At 26.7% G+C, this 1905-nt stretch carries 3 protein-coding genes; all 3 read left to right on the forward strand.

Features of this window, described 5'->3' with window-relative positions:
* The first annotated feature begins 6 nt into the window (after window positions 1–6).
* From J7G74_RS16865 to thiE, 3 genes are read left to right on the forward strand one after another with little or no spacing between them, the layout of a single operon-like run.
* Entirely contained in the window at window positions 7–105 is a 99-nt protein-coding gene (locus tag J7G74_RS16865) for a hypothetical protein (RefSeq protein ID WP_297137443.1), read from the forward strand.
* A complete protein-coding gene (gene thiT / locus J7G74_RS16540) occupies window positions 105–719 on the forward strand; it encodes an energy-coupled thiamine transporter ThiT (protein WP_297137439.1) in 615 nt (204 codons plus the stop codon). Before J7G74_RS16865 ends, thiT begins: the two co-directional genes overlap by 1 nt.
* Before the next feature lie 10 nt (window positions 720–729).
* On the forward strand, window positions 730–1362 hold the full coding sequence (gene thiE / locus J7G74_RS16545) for a thiamine phosphate synthase (protein WP_297137441.1): 633 nt from the start codon (window positions 730–732) through the stop codon (window positions 1360–1362).
* Window positions 1363–1905: the final 543 nt, after the last annotated feature.

A 1905-nucleotide genomic window follows, 5' to 3' on the forward strand; every position in this document is an offset into this window, starting at 1 on the left:
AAAAGCATAGATGATAATGAAAGAGAAAAATTAAAAGAAATATTTATAAAAGCTAGTATTTACGAGATGCAATTTTGGGATATGGCTTATGAGGAGGTAAAATAATGATTAATATATTAATGTTATTTATATGCTTAATACCAATATCATATTATATATTTAAATTAAAAAACTTTAAATTAAATACAAAAACAATGATAATAATTGCATTATTTGCAGCTATACATCTTGTTTTATCTAAAATAAAATTTATATCTTATCCACAAGGTGGAGGTATTGATTTACTATCATCACTTCCTATACTAATAGTAGGATTATTATATGGTCCAGTGATAGGAATGACTTGTGGTTTAGTTGCAGGATTAGTCTCATTAATAGGTGGAGAATTATATATAATACATCCAGCACAATTTTTATTAGATTATATTCTACCTTCCATGTTGCTTGGAATGAGTGGTATATTCGGCTCAGAAACTAAAGGTAAAATATTTATAGGTTGTATTATAGCAGTATTACTTAAACTTACTGCACATGTTCTTTCTGGTTGTGTTTACTTTGCTGAGTATGCAAAAGGAATGAACCCTTTACTTTATTCATTAATATATAATGGCTCAAGTGTAGGTGTGGAAGGCTTATTAAGTAGTATATCTATTACTGTAATTCCAATTGAAAGAATTAGAAAGATGGCACATATACCAAATATAAATAAAGCAAGTTAAGGAGATAATTATGGTTCATATAGAAAAGCTTAGAAAAAATCTTAAACTATATTTAGTTACTGATTCAGATATATTAAAAGGAAGAGATTTTTATAAATGTATTGAAGAGGCAATGAAAGCTGGAGTAACTATGGTTCAACTTAGGGAAAAAAATACTGATGGAAAAGAATTTTTAGAAAAAGCATTAAAACTTAGAGAATTAACTAGAAAATATAATGTGACATTCATAATTAATGATAGAGTAGATATTGCCTTGCTATCTGATGCAGATGGTGTTCATGTGGGACAAAGTGATATTGATGCAGATTCAGTTAGAAAATTAATTGGAAAAGATAAAATAATTGGTGTTTCTGCAAGAAGTGTAGCAGAAGCTCAAAAAGCTAAAGCAGATGGAGCTGATTATATAGGTATTGGGGCTATGTTTTCAACAAGTACTAAACTTGATGCAAAAGAAGTTAGTTTTGATACTTTAAGAGAGATGACTAGTCAAGTTGATATACCATTTGTATTAATAGGAGGAATAACATTAGATAATGTTTCTCAGTTAAAAATATTTAATCCAGATGGATATGCAATAGTATCAGGTATACTAAAATATGATAATATTTATGATAGAGTAAGTCAGTGGCTTAAAAAAATATAATTAAAAAAGGAGTGTAGATAAGTTTATATAAAAACAAACCTATCTACACTCCTTTTAGTATAGGAAATTAGTAAGTTTGGAGTAATGTTTATATAAAATTTAGGGAGGTAGAAAAATGATAGAGATTATTGATCAAGATGTAGATTAACACTTTGAAGTCATGAATGGTAGTAAAATAGTGGGTAATTATCCATATATTTGTATGATTTTGAATATATATAGTAAAAAAGATATTTTAGGAATTTGAATTGGAGAATTAGAAGATGCAAAATTTCGGATATTAATATCTAATGATTAAAAAATAGAGGGTTTAAAGATGTTTTGATAGCTTGTATGGATGGTTTAAACGTCTCTAAATCAAAATTGGTCAACTTACAATTATGTTTGGACACAGAATTCTTAAATTTTCAATAATTTAAAAATTATGTAAAGCTAGTATATAAACAACTAAATATAAACATACCACAGTTGCAGATTAGATGAAATACTACAAAATAGCATAAAAATTGCCAAAATAAGATAAAATTTGCAGAAAAAATATAG

Origin of the sequence: Terrisporobacter sp., assembly GCF_017888745.1 — a bacterium.
Taxonomy (GTDB): Bacteria; Bacillota; Clostridia; order Peptostreptococcales; family Peptostreptococcaceae; genus Terrisporobacter.